The following is a 23702-nucleotide window of genomic DNA, read 5'->3' as shown; positions in this document are numbered from 1 at the left end:
ACGGCATGGGCAGGTGGCGCACCGCAGGCCGCGTCCGGGGGACGGCCGTGCGGGCCGTCCGCGCTCGGGTGCCCGAACCCTCACATGGCGTCATGCTCGGGTCAATGGATGGTGCGGGCGATGCATAGGGTTGGCAAATTCCGTCAAGCCCGCCGCTCGGCTTTGCGTCAAGCTGCGGTTTTCGTCGAGTGGTTGAGACCACGTCATGTACGGCGCGGGTGGCCATCGAGTACCGTCCTGGTCATCGGAGTCGCCGGAGTCGCCGGTGTCATCCGAGCCGCCGGAGCCGGCGGAGTTGTCGGAACCACTGGAATCGTCGGCGGGCCCCGCGATCGGCCGGGGACGGCGCCACGCCCCCGGGGAGGCAGCCGTGGAGCGGAACCGAGTGGCCCCTTCGGCGGGGATTCCGGCACCGCCGACCGGCCAGGGCCGAGGCGCCTGGCGGGAGTTCGGAGCCCGGCTGCGGCACTGGCGGCGCCGGGCCGGCCTCACCCAGGCGCAGCTCGGCGCCGGGATCGGCTACGACCACACCGCGGTCAGCAAGATCGAGCACGGGGCCCGCCGGGTCACCCCCAGGGTCGCCGACCGGATCGACGAACTCCTCGGCGCGGGCGGTGAGGTGAGCGCCGCCTGCCTGCGCGCCGAGACCGCCGAGCTCTGCGCCCTCGACTCCTTCTCGCCCGCCCTGTTGCGGCCCCCGCTGCCCGGCGTCGCCCCGGTCGGCCCGGCCCCCGCCGCGCCCGCCCCGGCGCGGCTGCCCGACTACGGCCTGCTCTGCCCGCTGCACGACGCCGAGGGCTGTGACGTCCCCGCGCCCGCCGAACTGGCCGCACTGCACGCCGAGTTCTGTGCCCCCGCGGCGCTCGCCGACCCGGCCGCCGCCCCGCCGCTGGACGCGGCCACCGCGCACGCCCTGACCGGACTGCTCGCCGCCCACCTGCGATCCGGCGAGACCGGTGACCGGCCGGGCCTGGCCGGCGCCGTCGAACGCACCCTGCACGCCGTGCTCGCCCGACTCGCCGGCGCTCCCGCCGCGCAGCGCCGTCCGCTCGCCAGACTGGCCGCCGAGCACGCCCACGCGGCCGGCGCGCTGCGCATGCAGGACGGCCGCAACGCCACCGCGATGGCCTGCTACGACCGCGCGCTCATCTGGGCCGGGCTCGCCGGGGACCAGGCCACCCAGGTCGGCACGCTCAGCGACCTGAGCATCCTGGGCCGGCTGGACGGCGACCCGGAAGCCGCCCTCGGCTACGCCCGCGAGATCGACCGGGTCGCCCCCGGCCGGCCCTGGGCCGGCGCGATGGGCCGGATCAGCCGGGCCCGCGCGCACGCCCTGACCGGCGACGTCCCGGCGACCGTACGGCAGATCGGCCTGTCCCGGGCACACCTGGACCACATCGGGGCCGAGGACGAGGTCGACGTGCCCTGGCTCTCCATCGCCTCGATGCGGATGCGGGTCGAGTCCGCCGCGGCCGCCGCGCTGCGCGACCTCGCGGCGGCGGGGGACGACCCCCGACTGGCCCGCCGGGCGCTGAGCGCCACCGAGACCGCGCTGGGCCTGCTCGGCCCGACCCAACTCCCGTCCAGCCGCCTGCTGTTCGTCGTCCGGGCGGCCGACTGCCTGGTCTGCGCGCACGATCCGCGCGCGGCCGTCGAACTCCTCGGCCCCGCCCTGGAGGCCACTGCGGCCGCCGCCCTCCCCGCCCTGGTCGCGCACGAGTTGCGCGGCCTGCGCGACCGCCTGGCGGCGTACGAACCGCGCGCCGCCAGGCGGCTGGCGGAGCTGGTACGGGCCTGAGGGCGGCGGTCGGCCGTCGCGGGCGGGCGTCACCGGCTGCTGTCACGGGCAGGGCGCTCGACGGCGCTCACCCGGCGGTGTGACCGTGCCGCACCCCGACAACTCCCGTTTCTGCCGCACAATGCGCCCCCTTCACGCCGCCCGAGCGTCAACTTCGTGCGCGTATGGTCCGCCGATCGGGTCATTCATGGCGTTAACACGTCGAATGACTGCCCCGGCCATCGGGTCCCGCTAGAGTCTCTGACGTTTCCAGTCGTTAGTCCGCGAAGAACGGGGGGCGCGTGCTGCACGCCATTGCCCGCCGGCTCGCCCATCCGCTCCTGCTCCTGGGTGTGCTGTGCGTCGCCGTCGCGACCCTGCACTTCCACTGGGCGCCCGACCGGGTCTCCCCGCTCGTCCTGGTGGCCGTCATCGGATACCTGGCGGTGCTGGAGCGGCTGATCCCGTACCGGACCGACTGGCATCCGAACCGGCGTGAACTCGGATGGTACAGCGTCTATTTCGTGCTGAGCATGATCGGCGGCGCACTGGCCCAGGGGTTCGTGACGGCGCTGGTCGAACTGCTCGGTCCGGCGCACCCGGCGCTGCCCTTCGCGGCGGAGATTCCACTCGCGCTGCTGGTCGGCTCGCTCGGCGACTACCTCGTGCACCGCTGGTCCCACCGCAACCGGTGGCTCTGGCGGCTGCACGGCGTGCACCACGTCCCGGAGAAGGTGAACGTCGCGAACAACGGCGTGAATCATTTCCTGGACGTCTTCTTCGCACAGTCCGTGGTCCAGATTTCGTTGGCGCTGATCGGATTCTCGGCGGATTCAGTGTTCGTGGTCGGAATATTCGTTCTGGCTCAGGGGTATTTCGTCCACGCGAACATCGACGTCCACCTCGGGCCGCTCGGCCACGTCCTGGCCGGCCCGGAACTCCACCGCCTGCACCACAGCACCGACCTCGCCGAAGCCGGCCACTACTCCTCCGACCTCTCGCTGTGGGACCACGTGTTCGGGAGCTTCACCTGGCGGCCCGGCCGAGTGCCCACCGCCGTCGGCCTCACCGACCCGACCGCGTTCCCCACGACCGGCGAGCTCGGCGCCAGCCTGTTGCACCCCTGGCGCCGGGCGAAGACCACCGAGCAGTCCGTCTGACTCCGGTCCGCGCAGCCGCCCCCTAGCCCGTGTCCCCGGCGTCACGCCATCACCCTCGGATTGGATCATGACTTCCTCGCCCTTCGCCGTGCCCCGCGAGCCCATCGCGATCACCGGTATCGGCTGCCGCCTGCCGGGACACGCCAACGACCACCGGACCTACTGGCGCAACCTGATCGAGGGTCGGGACTGTCTCACCGACACGCCCGCCGACCGGTACGACACCGGCACCCTGGGCAGCCGGGACCGGGCCAAGCCGGGGCGGCTGATCGGCGGCCGGGGCGGCTACATCGACGGCTTCGACACCTTCGACCCGGACTTCTTCGGGATCAGCCCGCGCGAGGCCGAGCACATGGACCCGCAGCAGCGCAAGCTCCTGGAGGTCAGCTGGGAGGCCCTGGAGGACGGCGGCCTGCGCCCCGGCGAGCTGGCCGGCCGGGACGTGGGCGTCTACATGGGCGCCTTCACCCTCGACTGGAAGATCCTGCAGTTCGCCGACCTCGACTTCGCCACCATCGCCGCGCACACCGCCACCGGCACCATGATGACGATGGTCTCCAACCGGATCTCGCACTGCTTCGACTTCCGCGGCCCCAGCGTCTCGATCGACACCGCCTGCAGCTCCTCGCTGGTCGCGGTCCACCTGGCCTGCCAGAGCCTGCTCCGCGGCGAGACCGAACTCGCCCTGGCCGGCGGCGCGTTGCTGCACATTGCGCCGCAGTACACGATCGCCGAGACCAAGGGCGGCTTCCTCTCCGCGGACGGCCGATCACGCGCCTTCGACGCCTCCGCCGACGGCTACGTCCGGGCCGAGGGCGTCGGCGTGGTCGTGCTCAAGCGCCTCTCCGACGCGCAGCGCGACGGGGACCCGGTGCACGCCGTGATCCTCGGCAGCGGCGTCAACCAGGACGGCCGCACCAACGGCATCACCGTCCCCAGCGCCGACGCCCAGGTCACCCTGATCGAGCGGGTCTGCGCCGAGGCCGGGGTGCTGCCCGGCAGCCTGCAGTACGTCGAGGCGCACGGCACCTCCACCCCGGTCGGTGACCCGATCGAAGCCGCCGCGCTCGGCCGGGTGCTCGGCATCGGCCGCCGCTCCGGCGACCACTGCTACGTCGGCTCGGTCAAGACCAACATCGGGCACACCGAGGCCGCCGCCGGCGTCGCCGGGCTGATCAAGACCGCCCTCGCCCTCAAGCACCGCCGCATCCCGCCGCACCTCAACCTGGAGCGGCCCAACCCCGGCATCGACCTGGCCGCGCTGCCCTTCGAGATCCCGACCGAGCCGGTCGACTGGCCCGAGCACCGCGGCCCGGCCCGCGCGGGCGTCAACTCCTTCGGCTTCGGCGGCACCAACGCGCACGTCCTGCTGGAGGAGCCGCCCCGCCCCCGGCCCGCCGCGGCGGTCGCGGAGCCCGTCTTCACGGTCCTGCCGCTGAGTACCAAGGACACCGCCGGACTGCCCGAACTCGCCGCCGCCGTACGGCAGGAGCTCGCCACCGGGGCCTCGCTCACCGACCTCGGCCACACCCTGGCGCACCGCCGCCAGCACCTGCCCGAGCGGCTCGCGGTCACGTACTCGTCGCGGCAGGACCTGGACGAGGCGCTGGCCGCCTGCGAGCGCGGCGAGGAGCACCCGCGGGTGGTCCAGGGCCGGGCCCGGGAACGCAGACAGCGCCGTCTGGCCTGGGTGTTCACCGGCATGGGCCCGCAGTGGTGGGGGATGGGCCGGGGCCTGTACGAGAGCGAGCCGGTGTACCGGGAGGCCGTGCGGGCCGTCGACCGGGAGATCCGCGAGCAGGCCGGCTGGTCGCTGCTGACGGAACTGGACCGGGACGAGACGGACTCCCGGATGGCCGAGACCTGGCTGGCCCAGCCCGCCAACTTCGCCGTCCAGGTGGGACTTTCGGCGCTCTGGCGGAGCCACGGCCTGCGCCCCGACGCGGTGGTGGGCCACAGCACCGGCGAGGTCGCCGCGTTCCACGAGGCCGGGGTGTACGACCTCGCCGACGCCGTCCGGGTGGTGCTGGCCCGCAGCCGGCTCCAGCAGCGGCTGGCCGGCACCGGCAGCATGCTCGCGGTCGGTCTGCCGGAGGCGGAGGCGGAGCGCCGGATCCGGCCGTACCGCACCCGGATCTCGCTCGGGGCGGTCAACAGCCCGTCCGCGGTGACCCTGGCCGGGGACACCGAAGCCCTCGGCGAGCTGGCCGAGGAACTGAAGCTGCAGGGCGTCTTCGCTCGCCTGCTGGACGTCGAAGTCCCCTACCACAGCGTGCGGATGGACCCGATCCGGGACGAGCTGACCGCCGCGCTCGCCGCGATCAAGCCGCAGGAGGCGCGGCTGCCGCTCTACCTGACGGCGCGGGAAGGACTCGCCCGGGGGCCGGAGCTGGACGGCGGGTACTGGTGGGAGAACGTCCGCAACCCGGTGCGGTTCCGGGCCGCCGTCGAGCGGATGGCCGAGGACGGGCACGGACTGTTCCTGGAACTCGGCCCGCACCCCGTCCTCGGGCACGCGATCCGCGAGTGCGCCGAGCGGACGCACACCCTGCCGTCGATCCGCCGCCGCCAGGACGAGCCCGAACGCTTCGCCCGAAGCCTGGCCGAACTGCACACCCTCGGCGTCGAGTTGAGCTGGGACGCGCTGCACCCGGCCGGCCGCCCGGTGCCGCTGCCCGCCTACCCCTGGCGGCGCGACCGGTACTGGATCGAGCCCAAGCCGGTCGAGCAGGTCCGGCTCGGCCGGGTCGACCACCCGCTCCTGGGCCGCCGCACCGCGAGCGCCCAGCCCGGCTGGACCACCGCGCTCGACCCCGAGCGGCTGCCGTACCTGACCGACCACCGGATCGAGGGCCAGGTGGTGTTCCCGGCCGCCGGGTACCTGGAGATGGCCGCGCAGGCCGTCCGCGCCCTGACCGGCCGCACCGAGGTGGTGCTGGCCGAGGTCGAGCTCAACCGGGCGCTGTTCCTCTCCGAGACCGAACCCGTCCCCGTCCAGCTCGGCTACGCGCCCGAGGACGCCCGCTTCACCGTCGCCGCCACCCCGGCCGGCGGCGAGCCGACCGTGCACGCCTGCGGCCGGGTCCGCACCGGCCAGCGGCGCTCGTACGGGCCCGCGCTGGACGTCTCGGCCCCGGACGCCCACGGGCAGCACCTCGACGGGCCGGACTGCTACCGGCTGCTGGCCGAGCGCGGCTACGACTACGGGCCCGCCTTCCGCGCCATCGAGGAGGTGTGGGCGGGCCCCGGCGAGGCGCTGGCCCGGATCCGGCCGACCGCCGGACTCGGCCCCGGCGCGGCCGACCACCACCTGCACCCGGTGCTGCTGGACGCCTGCTTCCAGACCCTGCTCACCACCACGCTGCACACGCCCGAGGGCGGCAGCGTCCGGCTGCCGGTCGCCATCGAGGAGGTCCGGCTCGACGAGATCGGCGACCGGCCGCTCTGGGCGCACGCCACCGTCACCCGGGACAGCGGCGAGGAACTCGTCGGCGACATCGCCCTGCACGCCGAGGACGGCACCCCGCTCGGCCGGATCACCGGGTTCCGGGTCGCCGACGTCGCCCAGGCCCCGGCCTCGGTCGGCCTGGCCACCATCGACGGCTGGCTCACCGAGGTCGCCTGGGTGGAGGCGCCCGCGCCGACCGCCGAGGAGACCCCCGGCGACCTGCTGCTCTTCGCCGACGAAGGCGGCCTCGCCGAGCGGCTGGCCGCGCTCGCCGCCGAGCGCGGCGCCCGCTGCCACCTCGTCCGGCCCGGCGAGCAGTACCACCACGGCGACGGACACTCGACCGTCCGGCCCGACTCCGCCGAGGACGTCCGGCGGCTGCTCGCCTCCCTGGAACCCGGCTACGACACCGTCGTCCACCTCTGGAACCTCGACCTGCCCGCCCTCGACGCCACCACGGCCGACCGGCTCGACGGGCTCGCCACCCTCGGCGCCTACTCCGTGATCGCCCTCGCCCAGGCCCTGCCCGCCGCCCTCCCGGACGGGCGGCTGCACATCGTCACCCGGGGCACCCAGCCCGCCGCCCCCGGCGACCGGGTCGAACCGCTCGGCGCCCCCGCCTGGGGCATCGGACGCGTGCTGTGGCAGCAGGAACTCGTCACCCAGCGCGGCAGCCTGATCGACCTCGACCCGGCCGTCACCGCGACCGACCAGGCCGGGGCACTGCTCGCCGAACTCGCCGCCCGGGACGAGCAGGAGATCGCGCTGCGGGCCGGCCGCCGCCTGACCAGCCGACTGCGGCAGGCCGAGGGCCTCACCCGGCCGCTGCCGCCGGTCCTGCGTCCCGACGGCAGCTACCTCGTCACCGGCGCCTTCGGTGCCCTCGGCCGACTGCTCTGCCGCACCCTGGTCAAGCGCGGCGCCCGGCGGCTGATCCTGGTCGGCCGCACCGCCCTGCCCGAGCGCTCCCAGTGGGCTTCCACCGACCCGGGCACCCCCGCCGGGGAGCGGATCGCCTTCCTGCGCGAACTCCAGGCGCTCGGCGCCGAACCGCTGCTCGCCCCGGTCGACGTCACCGACGAAACCGCGCTCGCCGCCTGGCTCGCCGACTACCGGCAGCACCAACGCCCGCCGATCCGGGGCGTGTTCCACCTCGCCGGCCAGGTCAGGGACACCCTGCTGGCACAGATGGACCGCCCGGCCTTCGACGCCGGATACGCCCCCAAGGTGGCCGGCGGCCACCTGCTGCACCGGCTGCTGCGCGACGAACCGCTCGACCACTTCGTGCTGTTCGCCTCCGTCGCCTCGCTGCTCACCACCGCCGGCCAGACCAACTACGCGGCCGGCAACGCCTTCCTGGACGCCCTCGCCCACCACCGCCGGGCCGACGGCCTGCCCGCGCTCAGCCTGGACTGGGGGCCCTGGGCCACCGGCATGATCGAGGAACTGGGCCTGGTCGCCCACTACCGCGACGCCCGCGGCATGAGCTCGCTGCCCCCGGACGCCGGAACGGCCGTCCTGGAACGCGTCCTCGGCCAGGACCGCGCCCAGCTGCTGGTCGCCACCGTGGTCGACTGGCCGACCTTCCTCGCCTGGTACCCCGCGCCGCCGCCGCTGGTCGCCGACCTGGCCGCAAGCGCCGCCGAGCAGGCCCCGGCCGAGACCGGCGGCTTCCTGGACGCCTACCGGGCGGCCGACCCGCAGACCCGGCTCGAACTGGTCACCGAACGGCTCACCGCCGCCGCCGCGGCCGTGCTGCGGATCGGCTCCGAGCGGATCGGCACCGACACCAGGCTCGGCGCGCACGGCCTCGACTCGCTGCTCGCGATGGAGCTGCGCGCCCGGGTGCACGGCGAACTGGGCGTCGCCCTGCCGGTGGTGGCCCTGCTCAGCAACGGCTCCGTCGGCGACCTGGTCGACCTGCTCACCACGGGCCTGGCCGAGCGGCTCTCCACCGACGGCGGCCCGGACCGGGCCGAGATCGAACTCCACACCGACGAGTCCCGCTACCCGCTCACCCACAACCAGCAGGCGCTCTGGTTCCTGCGCCAGCTGCACCCGGACGGCTTCGCGTACAACATCGGCGGTGCCGTCGAGGTGCGCGCGGTGCTCGACCCGGAGCTGGTGTTCGCCGCGTTCCGCCACCTGGTCGCCCGCCACCCCGCACTGCGCGCCAACGTCACGGCCGAGGAGGGCCGGCCCCTCCAGCGCATCCGTGAGGAGGCCGTGGCCGACACCGGGCTGTTCGACGTCGAGGGCCGCCCGTGGGAGGAGATCCACGAGCTGATCGTCCGCGAGTACCGGCGGCCGTACGACCTCGACGCGGACCCGCTGGTACGGCTGCGGCTGTTCCGGCGCGGGCCGGACCGCTGGGTGCTGATGAAGGCCGTCCACCACATCGTCTCGGACGCGATCTCCACCTTCACCTTCATCGAGGAGCTGTTCGAGGTCTACGAGGCGCTGCGCCAGGGGCGCACCCCCGAACTGCCCCCGGTCGCCGCCCGCTACCTGGACTTCCTCAACCAGCAGAACCGCTTCCTGGCCGGGCCCGCGGCGCAGCGGATGCTCGACTACTGGCGCGGGCACCTGCCCGCCGAGATGCCGGTGCTGGCGCTGCCCACCGACAAGCCCCGGCCGGCCGTGCAGACCCACAACGGCGCCTCCGAGTTCTTCCGGCTGGACACCGAACTCACCGACCGGGTCCATGAGTTGGCCCGTGCGCACAACGCCACCCCGTTCATGGTGCTGCTCGGCGCCTACTACCTGCTGCTGCACCGCTGGTCCGGGCAGCCGGACATCGTGGTCGGCAGCCCGGTCACCGGCCGCACCCAGGAGGAGTTCGCCTCCGTCTACGGCTACTTCGTCAACCCGCTGCCGCTGCACGTGAGCCTGGCCGGGGAGCCGACCGTGGCCGAGCTGCTGGCCCGGGTGCGGGAGAGCGTGCTCGGCGGACTGGACAACCAGGAGTACCCCTTCCCGCTGCTGGTCGAGCAGTTGGGGCTGCAGCACGACCCGAGCCGCTCCGCGGTGTTCCAGGCGATGTTCATCCTGCTCACCCACAAGGTCGCCGTGGAACGCTTCGGCTACCGCCTGGAGTACATCGAACTCCCGGAGGAAGAAGGACAGTTCGACCTGACACTGTCCGCCTACGAGGACCGCGCGGACGGCTGCTTCCACTGCGTCTTCAAGTACAACTCCGACCTCTTCGAGCCCGCAACCGTCCGGCGGCTCGCCGCGCACTACCGCAACCTGCTGGACGCCATGACCCGCGCCGCCGACGGCGAGCCGGTCGGCCGGCTGCGGATGCTGGACGCGGCCGAACGCCGGGAGATCCTCACCGGGTTCAGCGGCGCCGAACGCCGGATCGACCACGACGCCCCGGTGCCGGAGCTGATCGCCAAGGCCGCCGCCGAGCACCCGGAGGCCGTCGCCGTGGTCGCGCCCGGCCGCGACGGGGTCCGGCGCCTCACCTACGGCGAGCTCGACCGGCGCTCCCAGCGCACGGCCGTACGGCTGCGCGAACTGGGCGTCGGGGAGGGCTCGGTGGTGGCCGTCTGCCTGGACAAGTCACCCGAGCTGATCACCACCCTGCTGGGCATCTGGCGGGCCGGCGCCGCCTACCTCCCGCTCGACCCCGGGCACCCGGCGGACCGGCTGGCTTTCCAGGTGGCCGACGCCGGGGCCGCCCTGGTCGTGGTCGACGAGCGGCGCCCGCCCGCCGCCGACCTGCCCGCCGAGCCGGTCACCCTGGAGGACCTGGACCGGCCCGCCGACGCCGCCGGGCCGCTGCCCGCCGCCGACCCGGACCGGGCCGCCTATGTGATCCACACCTCGGGCTCCACCGGCCGCCCGAAGGCGGTCCGGGTCGACCACCGCAGCCTGGCCGCCGTCACCGCCGGCTGGCGCGCGGAGTACCGGCTGGACACCGAGGCCCGGGTCCACCTGCAGATGGCCGGGACAGCCTTCGACGTCTTCTCCGGCGACCTCGCCCGAGCGCTCGGCAGCGGCGGCACCCTCGTCCTGGTCGACCGCGAGCTGCTCTTCGACACCGCCCGGCTGCACCGGGTGATGCGCGAGGAAGCCGTGGACTGCGGCGAGTTCGTGCCCGCCGTGGCCCGCGCCCTGCTGACCCACTGCGAACGCGACGGCCTGCGGCTGGACTTCCTCAAACTGGTCATCGTCGGCTCCGACTCCTGGAAGGCCGCCGAGCACCGCCGGCTGCGCGCCCTGTGCGGCGAACGGACCCGGCTGGTCAACTCCTACGGCCTGACCGAGGCCACCGTCGACAGCACCTACTACGAGGGCGCGGCCGAGGAACTCGAACCCGGCCGGATGGTGCCGATCGGCCGGCCCTTTCCGAACAGCGCGCTGTACATCCTCGACCCGTACGGCGAGCCCGTCCCGGCCGGCGTGCCCGGCGAGCTGTGGATCGGCGGCGCGGGCGTCGCGGCCGGCTACCCCAACGATCCGGAGCAGAGCGCCCACCGTTTCGCCACCTTGGAGCTCGACGGCACGCCCGTACGGCTCTACCGCACCGGCGACCTCGGGCACTGGGACACCACCGGCACCGCGCACCTGCTCGGCCGGATCGACAACCAGGTCAAGGTCCGCGGCCACCGGATCGAGCCGGGCGAGATCGAGGCCCACCTCACCGCCCTCCCCGAACTCGCCCAGGCCTGCGTCGCGGTCCGCCAGGACGCCTCGGGTGAAGCCGTCCTGGCCGCCTACGTGGTCCCCGCCGAAGGCGCCGTGCTGGACCGCCGTGAACTGCGCCGCCACCTGGCCGAGCACCTGCCCACCGTGATGATCCCCTCCTACCTCACCGAACTGCCCGCCCTGCCCCTCACCCCGAACGGCAAGGTCGACCTCGCCGCCCTCCCGGAGCCGAAGGCCGACACCGGCGGAGCCCAGCACGAACCCCCCGTCACCCTCTACGAGACCAGGGTCGCCGAGCACTGGCGCAACCTGCTCGGCCTGGACGAAGTCGGCCTGCAGCACGACTTCTTCGAACTCGGCGGCAGCTCGATCCGGCTCATCGAGCTGATCCACCACCTGCAGACCGAGTTCAACATCGGCATCCCGGTCGGCCTGCTGTTCAAGGTCACCACCCTGCACGGCATGGCCCGCACCGTCGAGCAGATCATCACCGGCGAGGTGTCCGGCGGCCAGCCCTACCTCTGGTTCAACGCCACGGCGACCGAAGGCCGTACGGTCTTCTGCCTCCCGCCGGCCGGCGGCCACGGACTGGTCTACCGGCAGCTCGCCGCGCACCTGCCCGAGCACCGGATCGCCGCCTTCAACTACCTGACCGGCGACGACAAGACCGCCCGGTACGCCGACCTGGTCGAGGAACTGCACCCGGCCGGACCGTACGTCCTGCTCGGCTACTCCCTCGGCGGCAACCTCGCCTTCGAGGTCGCCAAAGAGCTGGAACGCCGGGGCCGCACGGTGGGTTCGGTGCTGCTGGTCGACGCCTACCGGGTCCTGGACGCCTTCGACCTCGGCGCGGAACACGTGGCCGTCTTCGAGCGCGAACTCCACGAGCACCTGCACCGCCACACCGGCTCGCGGATCGTCGCCCGGGAAACCCTCGAACAGGCCCGGGACTACCTGGAGTTCTCCAGCCGCACCCCCAACACGGGCACCGTACGCGCCCAACTCGACGTGGTCTGCGAACGCGAGCGGCTGAGCGTGCACGTCGGCGGCGAGGAAGGCTCCTGGCATGGCGCCTCCACCACCGGCACCGCCGTGTACGCCGGCCACGGCAGCCACGCCGAGATGCTCGACGGCGAGTACGCCGCCCGCAACGCCGAACTGGCGGGCGCCATCCTGGCCGGAGGCGCCGCCGATGGCCGCGGCTGACCGCGGACCGGACTGGTCCACGAGGGAGCGGGCCCCCGGCGGCCCGCCCCGGGTCATCGTGATCGGGGCCGGCCTGGCCGGCCTCGCCACCGGCTGCTACGCGCAGATGAGCGGCCTGGAGACCCGGATCTTCGAGAAACACGTGCTGCCCGGCGGCTGCTGCACCGCCTGGTCCCGGCACGGCTACCTGTTCGACTACTGCATCGACTGGCTGATCGGCACCGCCGAAGGCACCGGAGCGCACCAGGTCTGGCAGGAACTCGGCGCCCTGGACGGCAAATCGGTGACCCGCTTCGACATCTTCAACCGGGTCGTCGACGAACACGGCCGCGCCGTCACCTTCTACGGCGACCCGGACCGGCTGGAACAGCACCTGCTCGCCCTCGCCCCCGACGACGCCAAGCCGATCCGGGCCTTCTGCCGGGACCTGCGCCGCTTCGTCGCCGTCGACCTGCCCTGGGACCTCACCCCGCCGCCGATGCGCACCACGGCGGAGCGGCTGCGCACCCTGCGCGCCGTCCTGCCCGCCTTCCGGCTGTTCTGGCGCACCGCGACCACCCCGATGAGCGGCTTCGCCGAGCGCTTCCAGGACCCGCTACTGCGCCGGGCCTTCCCCACCATGTTCCTCCAGGAGCCCGCGGGCTTCCCGCTGCTGCCGTACCTGTACACACTGGCCGCCGCGCACAACGGCAACGCCGGTTTCCCGCAGGGCGGTTCGCTGGGGCTGGCCCGCTCGGTGGAGGAGCGGTACACCTCGCTCGGCGGGGTGATCGGCTACCGCTGCCGGGTGGAGCGGATCCTGATCGAGGACGGACGCGCCATCGGCATCGAACTCCGGGACGGATCACGGCACTTCGCCGACCACGTGGTCGCCGCCTGCGACGGTCCGACGGTACTCGACCGCTTGCTGGAGGGCCGCTACTCCAGCCCCGCCACCGACCGGCTCTACGGCGAACTGATCGACAAGCCGGGCAACCTGTACCCGGCCGTGGTCTCCGCCTTCGTCGGCATCGACGGCCCGCTGCCGGAGGGCGAACCGCACAGCACCACCTACCTGTTGACGCCCGAGGACAGCGCCCGGCTGCCCGGCTCGCTGCAGCACAGCCTGGTGGTGCAACTGCGCTCGGCCTACGCGGAGGGCTTCGCGCCGCCCGGCAAGTCGGTGCTGCACTGCACCTACTTCAGCGACTACCGCTCCTGGAAGGACCTGCGGGTCCGGGACCGCCGGGCGTACCGGGCGCGCAAGCAGGAGGTCGCCGCGTTCGTCCGCGGCTTCCTGGACCGGACCTACCCCGGGCTCGGCCCGCGGATCGAACTCGTCGACGTGGCCTCGCCGGTGACCACCGAACGGTTCACCGGCAACACCTACGGCAGCATCCTGGCCTGGCAGGCCTTCTCCGAGGCCGAGGACGTCGCCAACCGGCTGGTCAACCGGGACCGGATGCGGCTGCCCGGCCTCAGCGGCTTCTCCATGGCCGGGCAGTGGACCGCCCTGGGCGGGCTGATCCGGGCCGCCACCAGCGGACGGTACGCCGCGCAGTACCTCTGCCGGGAACTCGGCCGGCCGTTCCGGGCCTGGCCCAGCGACAACCGGGAACCCTGGCACGCGGGCAAGTGGGGCCACCTGCCGCAACTCGACCGGGCCACCGTGGGAGTACCGGCCGTGGGAGTGCCGGACGTGGGCGTCGCGGACGTGGAAGTGGGAGTGGCGGAGTGAGCGGGACGACCACCGGCGGGACGGCCACCGGCAGCAGGCAGACCATGGTCATCATCGGCGGCGGCCTCGGCGGCCTGTCCACCGGTTGCTACGCGCAGATGAACGGCTACCGCACCCGGATCCTGGAGATGCACGAGATCCCCGGCGGCTGCTGCACCGGCTGGGACCGCGGCGAGTTCACCTTCGACTGCTGCGTCAGCTGGCTGCTGGGCAGCGGGCCGGGCAACGAGATGCACCGGATCTGGCTGGAGCTCGGCGCCCTGCAGGGCAAGCTGATGCGCAACTTCGACGTCTTCAACGTGGTGCGCACCCGGGACGGCCGGGCGGTCTACTTCTACTCCGACCCGGACCGGCTGGAGGCCCACCTGCTGGAGCTGGCCCCGGAGGACGCCCGGCAGATCCGGCAGTTCTGCGCCGGGCTGCGCAAGTTCCGCCTGGCGCTGGCCCGTTACCCCTTCCTCAAGCCGGTCGGGCTGATGGGCCGGCGGGAGCGGTGGCGGATGCTCGCCTCCTTCCTGCCGTACTTCAACGTGATCCGCCGCTCGATCACGGTGCTGATGAGCGACTACGCGGCGCGGTTCCGCAGCCCGCTGCTGCGAGAGGCGTTCAACTTCGTCCTGTACGAGAAGCACCCCAACTTCCCGGTGCTGCCGACCTACTTCCAACTCGCCTCGCACGCCGGGCAGTCGGCCGGCGTGCCGGAGGGCGGCTCGCTCGGCCTGGCGCACTCGATCGAGGAGCGCTACCGGCGGCTCGGCGGCGAGATCACGTACAACGCCAAGGTGACCGAGATCCTGGTCGAGCGGGACCGGGCGGTCGGGGTGCGGCTGAGCGACGGCCGGGAGGTGCGGGCGGACATCGTGGTGGCCGCCTGCGACGGCCGGACGACCATGCTGGACCTGCTCAAGGGCCGCTACCTGAACGACACCTACCGCCGGCTGTACACCAGGACCATCACCGAGCCCGGCATGGTCTTCCCCGGGTACCTCACCGTCTTCCTCGGCCTGCGCCGCCCCTTCCCCGCCGGCGACCCGTGCACCACCTACCTGCTGGAGGACGAGCTCGCCGCCCGGCTCACCGGCATCCGGCACCCCAGCATCAACGTCCAGTTCCGCAGCCGGCACTACCCGGAGCTGTCCCCGGCCGGGACCACCGTGGTGTACGCCAGCTACTTCTGCGACATCGCCCCCTGGCGGGAGCTGAGCACCGGCCCCGAGCAGTCGCCTCGGCTGCGGCGCGGCGAGGAGCTGCACACCCTGCCGGTCGGCCGGGGCCGGGAGTACCAGCGCGAGAAGCGCCGGGTGCGGGACGCCGTGATCGGGTTCCTGGACGGCCACCACCCGGGCCTGAAGGACGCGGTGGCGGTCAAGGACGTCTCGACCCCGCTCACCCAGGTCCGCTACACGGGCAACTACGACGGCACGGTGCTGGGTTGGCAGCCCTTCGTGGAGAGCGGCGAGACCCTGGAGGAGGAGATCAAGCGCAACGGCCCCGGGCTGCCGGGCCTCGCGAACTTCTACCTCTCCGGTGTGTGGGCGACCACCGGCGGTCTGATCCGGGCGGCGGCGGCCGGCCGGCACGTCGTCCAGTTCATCTGCCGGGACGACCGCAAGCCGTTCACCGCGGAGATCGACGACCACGCGCCGCCGCCCACCCTGCTCATCGAACCGGTCGGACCCGTCGACCGGCAGTTTGGAGTCACCTCGTGAGGATCGAGAAGTGGACCGTCCGGGAGCACGTGGACGGTGTGCCGGACATCGAGCGGATGTACCGCAAGGTCGTGGAGGAGCTGGACGTCCGGCTCGCCGCCGACGAGATGCTGCTGCGCACCCGGTACGTCTCGGTCGACCCGTACCTTCAGGGCATCGCGCTGGACACCCCGATCGGCGACCACATGGGCGCCGATTCGATCATGGAGGTGCTGGACGCCGGGCCGGCCGCGCGGTTCGCGGCCGGTGACCTGGTGCAGGGCTTCGGCGGCTGGCGCAGCCACCTGATCAGCAACGGCGCACCCAGGCTGTGGCAGACCGGCACCTTCCCGATGGTCTTCCCGGCCTTCCGCCGGCTGGACCCTGCCCACTACGACGAGGCGCTGCCGCTCTCCACCGCGCTCGGCGTCCTGGGCGGGCCGGGGATGACGGCCTGGGGCACGGTCGAGAAGTTCCTCGATGTCCGCGCCGGTGCGACCGTGCTGGTCAGCGGGGCCTCCGGGGCGGTGGGTTCGGTGGTCGGGCAGTTGGCCAAGCACCGGGGTGCGCGGGTGATCGGCACCACGGCGACGCCGGAGAAGGCCGAACGGCTGTGGGAGCTGGGCTTCGACGGGGTGGTGCTGTACCGCGACGGCGACGCTCCGGAGCGACTGGAGAAGGAACTCGCCGAGCTCGCCCCGGATGGCATCGACCGCTACTTCGACAGCCTCGGCGGGGTGCTGACCGACGTGGTCTTCGGCATGCTCGCGGTGGAGAGCCGTGTCGCGGTCTGCTGGCAGTGGGGGAGCCAGGTCGGCGGCGGCTGGGCGGGCCCCCGGCTGCTGCCGATGATCATGTACCCGCGCACCACGATCCGCGGCATCTTCTCGCTGGAGTGGTTCACCGAGGAGAACTGGGCGGCGCTGCGGCGGGACATCGGCGCGCTGGTCCGCAGCGGCGACCTGACGTACCAGCAGACCGTCCACCGGGGCTTCGACGGTATCCCCGCCGCGTACCGCAGCCTCTACCAGGACCGCTCGGTGAGCCGGGGGAAGGTGCTGGTCGAGCTCTGAGCGGCCGCGCCCGACTGCACGGCACTGCTCGGCACTGATCGGAAAGTGTTTCGCTGTAGTGGTTGACTGGTGTTCTACTAGACCATAACAATTCAGGGGCAGGCCTCAGGACCTCATCCACCGAGGAGACGCCCCGTGATCGAATTCCATGTGGACCGGACGGACAGCCTCCCGGCCTATGCGCAACTCGTAAAGCAAGTACGGGAAGCGCTCAGGCTGGGACTGCTCAAGCCCGGTGACCGCCTTCCGGCCGTCCGCGACGTCGTCGTCTCGTGCACGGTCAACGCCAACACCGTGCTCAAGGCCTACCGCGAGCTGGAGCACGGCGGCCTGGTCGAGGCCCGGCAGGGCTCCGGCACCTTCGTCACCGGCTCGCTCGGCGCCGTCGAACCCCACGACATGGCGCGGCTGCGCACCGGGCTCGCCCGCTGGGTCGCGGAGGCCCGCACGGCCGGGCTGGAGGACGAGGACGTCAAGGCCCTGGTCACCGCCGTGCTCGCCGAGGAGTCGGCCGCCGCCGACCGCGACGCGCACCAGGGGGCCGCACGCCAGGCGGCCGCGCGCCAGGGGGCGAAGGCGTGACCGCGGCCCTGGAGGTACGCGGGCTGACCAAGCGGTACCGGGGCGTGACCGCCCTGGACGACTGCAGCTTCACGCTCCCGGCCGGCGGGGTGGTCGCACTGGTCGGCGCCAACGGCGCGGGCAAGTCCACCCTGCTGGGCATCGTCAGCGGCATGCTCGAACCCACCGCGGGCGAGTACCGGACGGACGGCCGGGTGGTGCTGCTCTCGCAGGACAAGCCGCTCTACCGCGACTTCAAGGTCACCGACATGCTGAACTTCGGCCGGCACACCAACCACGTCTGGGACCAGGCCCGGGCGCTGGGCTGGCTGGAGCGGTTCGACATCCCGCTGGACCGGCGCTGCGACAAGCTCTCCGGCGGCCAGCAGGCGCAGGTCGCGCTGGCCGTCGCGCTCGGCGCCTGCCCGTCGCTGCTCCTGCTGGACGAGCCGCTGGCCAACCTCGACCCGGTCGCCCGCAAGGCCGTCACCGGCGAACTGCTCGGCGAGGTCGCCGAGACCGGCATGACGGTGCTGCTGTCCACCCACGTCGTCGCCGAACTCGCCGGCGTGGGAGACCACTTGCTGCTCCTCTCGCACGGCCGGAACATCCTGGACGGCGACGTCGAGGACCTCCTCGCCCAGCACGTCCGGCTGAGCGGCCCGCGGGCTGAACGGCCGCCCGTCGAGGGGGAGACCGTCCACGAGAACCACACCGCCCGGCAGTCCACCTTCGTGGTGCGCACCCTGCTCGGCGCGGCGACCCCGCTCGACGCGCCCGGCTGGACCGGCCACCCCGTCACCCTGGAGGACATCGTGCTCGGCTACCTCAAGACCTCCCTCGGGGAGACCGGACGGTGAGCGCCCCCGCCACCACCCCGCCGCCCGCCGCCGCCACCCGGCCCGCGCCCGCCGCCCGGGGGAACTTGTGGCGCGGCATCCTCTGGCTCACCTGGCGCCAGCACCGCGGGCAGCTGATCGGCGCCGCCCTCCTCACGGCCGCCGTCCTCGCCTGGATGGTCGTCAACGCCGCCGACCTGCAGCACGCGCTCGACCTGTGCCACGGGCCGGACTGCGCCAAGGCCGTCGCCGACGACCGGCTCGCCAGGATCAACCACGGCGCCGACATCGCCGGCTACCAGCTCAACCTGGTCGTCTTCCTGCCCGCGATGCTCGGCATGTTCGTCGGGGTGCCGCTGCTGGCCAAGGAGTACGAGCACCGCACCGTACTGCTCGCCTGGTCCCAGGACATCAGCCCGCTGCGGTGGCTGTTCGGCAAGCTCGCCGTGCTCGGCACCGTCCTCGGCGTGCTGACCGCCGTGCTCGCCGCCGAGTGCCTGCACGTGGCGAACCTCGTCCACCTCGGTGCCCGGCGCAGCCTGTTCGAAGGGACACTGTTCCAGGCCGGCGGCTGGCTGCCGCTCACCCTCGCCCTCGCCTGGGGGATGGTCGGGGTGGCGGTGGGGGCGGCGCTGCGCCGGCTGCTGCCCGCGTTCGTGGTGGTGCTCGGGGCCTTCGGCGCACGCACGATGCTGATGGAGCAGCTGCGGCCGCACCTGATGGACCCGGCGACCCGGACGATCTCGCTCGCGGCCGAGCGGGGCGAGGGTATGGACCCGTTCACGCCGGTGGCCAACGAACTGCTGCTGGACGGCGGCAAGCCGCCGTTCGTCGACGCGGCCGGGCACCTCCACCCGTACAACGAGGTGATGGGGCAGTGGTGCGGCAACATCCTCGACGGGCGGGCCGCGGCCTTCACCTCCTGCCTCCGGGAGCACGGGCTGACCGGCATCCAGCAGAGCCTGCAGCCGGCGAGCCGGCTGGGCACCTTCCACCTGATCGAGAACGGGCTGAACCTCGGGCTGTTCGTGGTCGCCCTGGCGGTGACCTGGTGGCTGGTGCGCCGGGCCCGGACCACGGTGTAGCGGGGGCCGGGGGCCGGGGAGGGGGCGGAGTCGGGCGGATCGGCGAGCCGATGCGGGCCGAGGCGCCCGCTCTGTTCGGTGCCTACGCGGTGGAGGACAGGGCCCAGGTGCCGTCCTGGCACAAGGTCCGAGCCTGGTCCGATGCGGGCGGGCCCCTCGGCGCGGGGCCCGCGGCGTGAGGAACTTGGCGTGGCCCCTCGGTGTGGATGCCGAGGGGCCCGGGGCGGCGTCAGTTGAGCGTGAACCAGGTGCTGCGGGACTTCTTCCACTCGGGGTGGGTGAGGTCCTTGGCGTTGGTGCCGTCCTGGTAGAGGTCGGCGGAGCCGTCGTCGGTGATCAGCTGCGCGGCGGCGCCCGGGGTGTCCAGGTTCGGGACGTCCGGGACGGCCTCCCAGGCGCCGTAGTCGCCGGTCGGCAGGTCGATCAGCTTGACCGGCTGGGAGCCGGCCCGGCCGTCCCAGCGGTAGAGCGCGTACGGGGCGGAGTTGTCCTCGGCGGCCCAGGAGCCGGCCACGATCAGGTACTGGCCGAGGTCGTTGCGGCGGATGTCGCGGACCGAGAGCCCGCCGAGGTCCAGTTCGATCGGGTCGCCGAAGGTCGCGTGCGCGGCGGAACCGTTCAGCAGGGACGGGAAGTTGGTGACCGGTACCAGCAGCGCCCGGCCGCCGGTGACCGCCGGGGTGAGCGGCGCGCGGAAGCCGACGTAGGCGGTGCTGGTGCTGCCGGGGGCGAACTCCAGGCCCTCGACGTTGAACCCGTCGATCTGCTTGGGCACCTGGCCGTCGGCGGCGCCGGCGGCGAAGCCGTAGCGGTCGCCGTTGGCGGAGTCCCAGTCGATCAGGTCGTCGCGCAGGCCGTGGTACTGGCCGGCCAGCGAGAGCTGGGTGGTGGCGCCGGAGCCGGTGATCGTGGTGGCGAACACGGTCTGCCGGTCGGGCTTGACCACGCCGTCCTTGTTGTTGCCGAGCGAGCCGGTCCAGTAGATGGTGTTGCCGACCCGGGTGGCGGCCTCGATGTCGATCTCCTTGGAGACGCCGAGGGCGGTGCTGAAGTCCCAGGTGCGCACCGGGGCACCGGAGTTGTTGCGGTCGTACAGGCGCAGGGTGTTGGACTCGTCGTCGCCGACCACGATGTAGCCGCCGCCCGCGTCCACGGCGGCCGAGGCGTCGCTGGAGCCGGTGAGGTAGCGGCTGGTGGCGGAGTACCGGACGGCGGCGGAGGCCGCGTAGTGCAGGGTGCGGGTGGCGCTCTTGCCGCCCAGGCCGGTGACCCTGATGGTCAGGTCGGTGTAGCCGACGCCCTGGGCGGCGACCGCCAGGGTGCGGGCGCCGCCGGTGCCGGTGACCGTGACGTCGCCGGTGCGGGCCACGGTGCTGCGGGTGGTGGCCGAGGCGGCGACGGCCAGCGCCGAGGCCGAGGCGCCGCTCTGCGCGACCGTCACGGTCACGGTCGGGTCGCCGGTGGCGCCGACCGCGCCGGAGAGGTAACCGGCCGAGAAGGTGATCGTCGGGGTGCCGTACGTCACCGCTGCGGCCGGGACGGCGGGCAGGGCGAGCACGGGCACCGCCGCGACGGCGACGGCCAGCGGCAGCAGGCGGCGGGGGGAACTCGACACGGTGGCAACCCTTCCACGGGTGGGGGAGTTGGCGGAGGGTTGCCAGCCTGCGGGCGTTCGGCGAACGCCGACCCTACGTCGGCCCTACGTCGGCGGACGGCCCGGCGAACAGCAGGCCCCGGGCGGCCGCCGGTCGGTGCGCATCGTTCGTCGCGGCCTGGCGCGGGCGGCGGCCCTACGGCCTGGCGTCGGCGGCGGCCCTACGGCCTGGCGCGGGCGACGAGGAGCGGGCCGAGGACCCGGGTGCCGGGGCCGATCCGGCCGCCGGGGCCGGGCAGTTCGGTGGTGTTGGCGGCGGTGACCGGCCCGCCGCAGTGGCCGCAGGCCGTCACGGGCGTGGTGTCGTGCCCGCAGTCCAGGTGGCGGATCCGGGCCGGCGGGCCGGCCTCGCCCGCGTACCACCGGTCGCCCCAGGCCATCAGTGCCATCAGCACGGAGTGCAGCTCGGCGCCCTTCTCGGTGGCCCGGTACTCCTCGCGCGGCGGGTGCTCCTGGTACTGCTCGCGGACCAGTACGCCCTCCTCGACGAGTCGGGCCAGCCGGGCGGCCAGGACCTTGCGGGAGATGCCCAGGTCGTGGGCCAGGTCGTCGAAGCGGTGGATGCCGGTCAGGACGTCCCGCATGATCAGCGCCGTCCAGGCGTCGCCGAACAGGTCGGTGGCGCGGGCGATGGAGCAGGCGACGTCGGCGAGCGAGGTGCGGGTCATGGCGACCAGGGTAGTTGGGTTCCCTGAGGAAACCCATCGCTGATAAGTTCCCTCAGGGAACCTGAATGTTTCGTGAGCGTCCCGAGGGAGTTCAGCCATGGGCACCACCCCGCACATCGAGCTCGACGCGGCGTCCCCGGAGGCGATCGACGGCCGGCACATCCGCGCCCTGTCCTTCCAGGCCGTCCGGATGGAGTACCTCGCCGAGGTCGCCCCCCGCGGCGAAGGCCGCCCCGCCCTGGTGATCGGCGGCGGGCGCGGACTCCCGGCGGCCGGACTGGCCCGGCTCGGCTTCCGGGTGGCCGCCGTCGACCCGTCCCCGGTGGCCACCGGACACGCCCGGGCCGCCCACCGGCGGGACGGCCTCACGATCACCGACCTGGTCGCACAGCCCGACGAACTGCCCTTCGGTGACGGCGAGTTCGAGCTGGTCTACTGCGCCGACACCCTCGAGGTGACCGGCGACCTGGACGGGGTCCTCGGCGAGGCGGCCCGGGTGCTCGCCCCCGGCGCCACCCTGGTCTACGACACCGTCAGCCGCACCGCCCTCGCCCGGCTGGTCTACCTCGGCGCCTTCCAGGCCATCCCGATGACCCGGATCATGCCGCCCGGCCGCTACCGAGCCGACCGGTTACGCACCCCCGCCGAGGTCGCCGCCGCGCTCGCCCGGCACGGGCTGCGCAACCAGGACGTCCGCGAGTTCAAGCCGCGGAACCCGCTCAACCTGGTCCGGGCGGTCCTGGCCCGCCGCGGCGGCCGGATCACCGACGAGGAGATCCCGCCGCTGGTCGACTTCGTGCTCTCCCCGGCCGCCCGGCCCCAGGTCACCTACCTCGGGCGCGCGGTGAAGGACTAGGTGTTCTCGCTCGTGACCCCGGCGGCTCGCAGGCGCCGGAGGACCGCCTCCCACTCCGGGGCGACCGGCTCGGTCCGCCGGGTGCCGACGCCCCGGTCCTTGAAGCCGCTGGAGGTCGACACGCACACCACCGGGCCGTCCGACAGATCCGGCTCACCGAGGCTGCGCAGCCCGGCCAGGCCGGCCGCCGAGGACAGCTCGGTCCACAGGCCGGCGCGGGCCAGCTCGCGCTGCGCGTCGGCGAGGCTGTGATCGTCCAGCGTCAGCGCCCGGCCACCGCTCTCCCGGACCGCGACCACCCCGCGGTAGCCGCTCACCGGGGAGGCGATCGAGTAGGCGTTGCTCGGACCGACCGTCACGCGGGCGGCCGGGAGACCCTGCTCGAGGGCCCGGGCCAGCGGACCGGAGGCCGCCGCCTCACAGGAGTGGATGCGCGGCACCCGGTCGGTCAGGCCCAGGCGGCGCAGCTCGGCGAAGCCCTTCCAGACGCCGAAGAGCAGCTCGCCGTACCCGGTCGGGACGAACACTGCGCTGGGCACGCCGACGTCCTGGAAGATCTCGTACGCGATGGTCTTGTAGCCCTCGGGGCCGTACGTGTGCCCGGTGTGGGTGGTGGTCAGGTTGCTGACCGGGTGCAGGCCGAGCCGGTCGACGACCTGGCGCAGCAGCGGCCAGCGCGCCTCCCACGGCACCGGGAGGACCACCGCGCCGTAGGCGTTGAGGAAGGCGTCGACGTTCGGCGGGAGGTCGGGGCCGGTGAACACGACGCAGCGCAGCCCGGCGCGGGCGGCGTAGGCGGCGGCCGAGGCGCCGTGGTTGCCGGAGGAGGCGACCGCGATGCCGGGCGCGCCGACACCCACGGCGGCGCTGACGGTGCAGCGGTTCAGCCGGTCCTTGTGGCTCCAGGTCGGGTTGCGCGACTCGTCCTTGACGTACACCCCGGGCTCGATCTCGACCAGCGGCGTGGCGCCCTCGCCCAGGCCCGGCGCGAGCAGCGGCGGCAGCAGCGGGGCCCAGCGCTCCAGGCCGCCGCGGGTCGGGGCGGGGGCGAAGAGGCTCGCCGGGTCGGCCTTGTCGTAGGCGTAGTCGACCTCGGCGGGGTAGGAGACGTCCTCGGTGCTCGTGCGCGGGCAGCCCGCGGTGAGCGGGGGCCAGAGCGGGTAGTCGAGGTCGGGGTCGCCGAGGGAGCGCTGGCCGATTGCGAGAGAGTCTGCTGTTGCCATGTAAGCAGCCTAATGGTGTTTCAGGTGCTACCGGGTGGGGTTTGTGATTCCGGTGCGCGCGGGCACACTCACCGGGCCGGTCGAGGGCCGG

The 23702-nt window shown here is 73.5% G+C and carries 13 protein-coding genes; 10 read left to right on the top strand and 3 right to left on the bottom strand.

Features of this window, described 5'->3' with window-relative positions; all coding sequences use genetic code 11:
- Positions 1-370 precede the first annotated feature (370 nt).
- From ACIBEC_RS29260 to ACIBEC_RS29220, 9 genes are all read left to right on the top strand, one after another.
- Entirely contained in the window at positions 371-1798 is a 1428-nt protein-coding gene (locus ACIBEC_RS29260; protein ID WP_360498917.1) for a helix-turn-helix transcriptional regulator, read from the top strand.
- A 281-nt stretch (positions 1799-2079) separates the two neighbouring features.
- On the top strand, positions 2080-2937 hold the full coding sequence (locus ACIBEC_RS29255) for a sterol desaturase family protein (protein ID WP_360498919.1): 858 nt from the start codon (positions 2080-2082) through the stop codon (positions 2935-2937).
- 67 nt (positions 2938-3004) lie between these two features.
- Entirely contained in the window at positions 3005-12247 is a 9243-nt protein-coding gene (locus tag ACIBEC_RS29250; RefSeq protein ID WP_360498921.1) for a non-ribosomal peptide synthetase/type I polyketide synthase, read from the top strand.
- Positions 12234-13964, top strand: coding sequence for an NAD(P)/FAD-dependent oxidoreductase (locus tag ACIBEC_RS29245; protein WP_360498923.1), 1731 nt, complete (start codon positions 12234-12236; stop codon positions 13962-13964). The genes ACIBEC_RS29250 and ACIBEC_RS29245 overlap by 14 nt, the downstream gene beginning before the upstream one ends.
- A gap of 44 nt (positions 13965-14008) precedes the next feature.
- Positions 14009-15673 (top strand): NAD(P)/FAD-dependent oxidoreductase, encoded by a 1665-nt coding sequence (locus ACIBEC_RS29240; RefSeq protein WP_360499067.1) that lies wholly within the window; start codon positions 14009-14011, stop codon positions 15671-15673.
- Positions 15670-16725 carry an NADP-dependent oxidoreductase gene (locus ACIBEC_RS29235; protein WP_360498925.1) on the top strand — a complete coding sequence of 352 codons (1056 nt, stop codon included), beginning with the start codon at positions 15670-15672 and terminating at the stop codon, positions 16723-16725. Before ACIBEC_RS29240 ends, ACIBEC_RS29235 begins: the two co-directional genes overlap by 4 nt.
- 135 nt (positions 16726-16860) lie before the next feature.
- Positions 16861-17307: a GntR family transcriptional regulator gene (locus ACIBEC_RS29230; RefSeq protein ID WP_360498927.1), complete on the top strand. Its 447-nt coding sequence runs from the start codon at positions 16861-16863 to the stop codon at positions 17305-17307.
- Complete coding sequence (locus ACIBEC_RS29225; protein WP_360498929.1) at positions 17304-18146, top strand: ABC transporter ATP-binding protein; 843 nt, start codon at positions 17304-17306, stop codon at positions 18144-18146. The genes ACIBEC_RS29230 and ACIBEC_RS29225 overlap by 4 nt, the downstream gene beginning before the upstream one ends.
- The gene (locus ACIBEC_RS29220) at positions 18143-19210 is read left to right on the top strand and encodes a hypothetical protein (RefSeq protein WP_360498931.1); all 1068 of its coding nucleotides are present in this window, start codon (positions 18143-18145) and stop codon (positions 19208-19210) included. Before ACIBEC_RS29225 ends, ACIBEC_RS29220 begins: the two co-directional genes overlap by 4 nt.
- A gap of 229 nt (positions 19211-19439) precedes the next feature.
- Here the strand turns inward: ACIBEC_RS29220 and ACIBEC_RS29215 are convergent, their stop codons facing one another.
- Positions 19440-20774, bottom strand: coding sequence for a hypothetical protein (locus ACIBEC_RS29215; protein WP_396289251.1), 1335 nt, complete (start codon positions 20772-20774; stop codon positions 19440-19442).
- 251 nt (positions 20775-21025) lie between these two features.
- Entirely contained in the window at positions 21026-21532 is a 507-nt protein-coding gene (locus ACIBEC_RS29210; protein ID WP_360498933.1) for a helix-turn-helix domain-containing protein, read from the bottom strand.
- A gap of 97 nt (positions 21533-21629) precedes the next feature.
- On the opposite strand from ACIBEC_RS29210, the gene ACIBEC_RS29205 reads away from it, so the two are divergent.
- Positions 21630-22388 (top strand): methyltransferase domain-containing protein, encoded by a 759-nt coding sequence (locus tag ACIBEC_RS29205; RefSeq protein WP_360498934.1) that lies wholly within the window; start codon positions 21630-21632, stop codon positions 22386-22388.
- Here ACIBEC_RS29205 and ACIBEC_RS29200 read toward each other — a convergent pair.
- Entirely contained in the window at positions 22385-23611 is a 1227-nt protein-coding gene (locus ACIBEC_RS29200; RefSeq protein ID WP_360498936.1) for a pyridoxal-phosphate dependent enzyme, read from the bottom strand. The two genes, ACIBEC_RS29205 and ACIBEC_RS29200, sit on opposite strands and share 4 nt — an antisense overlap.
- Positions 23612-23702: the final 91 nt, after the last annotated feature.

It is taken from the genome of Kitasatospora sp. NPDC051164 (assembly GCF_044455625.1).
GTDB lineage: Bacteria > Actinomycetota > Actinomycetes > Streptomycetales > Streptomycetaceae > Kitasatospora.
Note: the sequence above shows the minus strand (reverse complement) of the source record. Positions and strands in the feature narration are given on the sequence as shown.